Genomic DNA, 2,379 nt, shown 5'->3' with positions numbered 1-2,379 from the left:
ATGATTCACGGGCATCGCCAAAGAGAGGGGGCACAGAATTCATGGAAATGCATCAAATTCGATATTTTTTGGCACTTGTTAAATATCGAAACTTCACTCACGCGGCGCAAGCTTTAAACGTTTCTCAACCATCTCTCACGACAGCCATCAAGAAGCTGGAGGACAGGTTGGGCGGTAGATTGTTTTTGCGTGATCGTGCCGGATGCAGCTTGACGCCGTTAGGCGCAGTCGTTCTCCCGCACTTGAAAGAAGTGTTGCAGCAGACTCAGCAAGCAGTGGTAGATGCGAAACGTTACGTTCGTCTCGAGGGTTTTCCCATCAGTGTTGGAGTTGGTGAAAGCATCGGACTGATCAGAATAGCAGACGCGGTAACACGGTATCAGGCGCGAGCACCGGAGACTAATTTCGAGATCATAGTCGATAAACAAAATGCGCTTCTAGACGGCCTTCGGGAAGGCCGCTTTGATATCGCCATAACAAATGCTGATGCGGGATCCGAACTTTATCAGGCGGAGCCACTTTACAGCGAAACTTACCGCGTTGTTGTTTCCGCCACACACCCGCTTAGTCAAAGGGAAACCGTGAACCTGGATGTGTTGGCGGGCAACGATGCGCTGGCCAGAGTCGACTGCGATATGCGTGAAATCTTGTTTGGTTTCTGCGCTGACCGCGGAAATACACTGAATTTTACACATCGTTCCAACCGTGTTGATTTGCTCCTGGAGTTAGTGCGATTGGGCAGGGGTTTTTTGATATTACCCGAGACGGCAATCCCACGGAGCAAGGAATTTGTCTCGCTGACCATTGAGGATGCTGAATTTGAGCGTCATGTTGTTGCGCTTCGGTATCTTCACCAACCCGCGCGCCCCGAAATAAGGGGTTTCACTCAAGAACTGGCCAGGCAGAAGCCAGCTCTTGAGAACAGCATGTGATTGCTTTTGGTGATTGCTCGCAGAGCTCAATCGAAGTTGGCCCGCTGGGTTCAATACCTCCGAAGCATAGCTAAAATCTATCGTTAAATAGAAACTGGGAATTGGCACTTTAGCACCATGTCGTGGAGTGTATTCAATACCAAATACTACACGAGGCAGGCAGAGTCATGAAGGAAAGGGTATCAATAAAGGTGGTGAATTTGTCCGCCGAATTAATAAATGGGTGTGAAAAAAATGACCCGCGTTAGAAACTGGGAAGCAGGTTCCCCGCCGGTTTCATTCCCCAAGGGCGAACGGGTTCTGCCTTTATTGCCGACGATTTTAGCTGGCGTATTTGCTGGATTTGTGGTGGCTGGATCAGCGCTATCAGCCGGGTACGGATTGATTGCAGCGATGGTCTGCTACGTTTTTGTTGGTGTTTTAGTTTCGCTTCTTCTGCCCTTGGCTTTCCAAAAGTCTGTCACCCTCAGGGCGGATTCAGATCGTAAGGAATTCGGTCAGCTTTGGTCAAAAGTTGGTGTGAGCGGCGAACTGGACGAATTGGATCAACACTTTCTGAGTGAATTAGAATGGCTTATTCATCGGGGGCAGGGCAATACTAACCTTGGGCTGTATCAAGGGTCTTGGGTTATGCTTGTCGCGGGCGAAACAAAGGAGGCGCGTGACATCCGCAACTTGTTCACGGAGGCAGGTTTTAATGTTAGAGACAGCCGAAGCCTCCAAGACGCTACGCGGATCATTCTTGATGCTCCAGAGTGTTGGGATTTACTCTGCATAGATTTTGACACATTCGACGGTCTGGTGGATCTCGATATTGTTGTTGAGCAGCTGTCTTCATTTCGCGAGGTAGCTTGCAGTGTGCCAGTTATGCTTATGTCTCGTTCCTTCTCGCAAGATGGTTTTCATCTACTTCACAGGCCATCTATCGCCGATGGCTGTTTGCGTGTTCCTGCGGCGGAATCAAGTGTTTTTAGGGCGCTGAAAGACACCTGCATAAACAATCTTATTTGGCAATATTGTCGTGATCGAGTTTAGATGCCTAGGCCGTGATTCCCATGCGCCGCTGGTGTGATTCAAGCTGATATCTGCGATAGAGATCAGCTTGCCACGAAACCTGGTGTCGGACGAAGAGTGGGCTTTCTTTGAGAGTTTTATCCTCGCTGTTCGCATCCCGAATGGGCGCAAACCTACGAACCACCGCCTTGTTCTTGATGGAATTTTCTGGATCGCACGGGACGGGTGCTCCAGGGCGCGACCTACCTAAAGAGTTCGACAAATGGTCAAGTGTTTACCGGCAGTTTCGGCGTTGGACCCTGTCCGGGTTATGGGAGTCAATCATGGACGCTTTGAATCAAAGCGGAGCCGTTCCTCACACCCTGCAAGTGATCGACAGCACCGTGATCCGCGCTCATCATAAAGCAGCGGGCGCTAAAGAGGGACTCCGCGG

General features: G+C 50.1%; 2 protein-coding genes and 1 pseudogene. All 3 read left to right on the top strand.

What is annotated here, in order from left to right:
- A partial coding sequence (locus ACR1XY_RS24355) for a LysR family transcriptional regulator (RefSeq protein ID WP_480597357.1) occupies positions 1–932 on the top strand: 932 nt, incomplete at its 5' end.
- 219 nt (positions 933–1,151) lie between these two features.
- Complete coding sequence (locus ACR1XY_RS24350; RefSeq protein WP_480597355.1) at positions 1,152–1,967, top strand: hypothetical protein; 816 nt, start codon at positions 1,152–1,154, stop codon at positions 1,965–1,967.
- A 61-nt stretch (positions 1,968–2,028) separates the two neighbouring features.
- Positions 2,029–2,379, top strand: a pseudogene (locus ACR1XY_RS24345) (transposase); the annotation flags it as partial.

It is taken from the genome of Ruegeria sp. AD11(2025), assembly GCF_056542405.1.
Note: the sequence above shows the minus strand (reverse complement) of the source record. Positions and strands in the feature narration are given on the sequence as shown.

Excerpts from the sequence above, each read along its gene's own strand:
- ACR1XY_RS24350 (WP_480597355.1), top strand. The coding sequence starts at position 1,152 with ATGGGTGTGAAAAAAATGACCCGCGTTAGAAACTGGGAAGCAGGTTCC.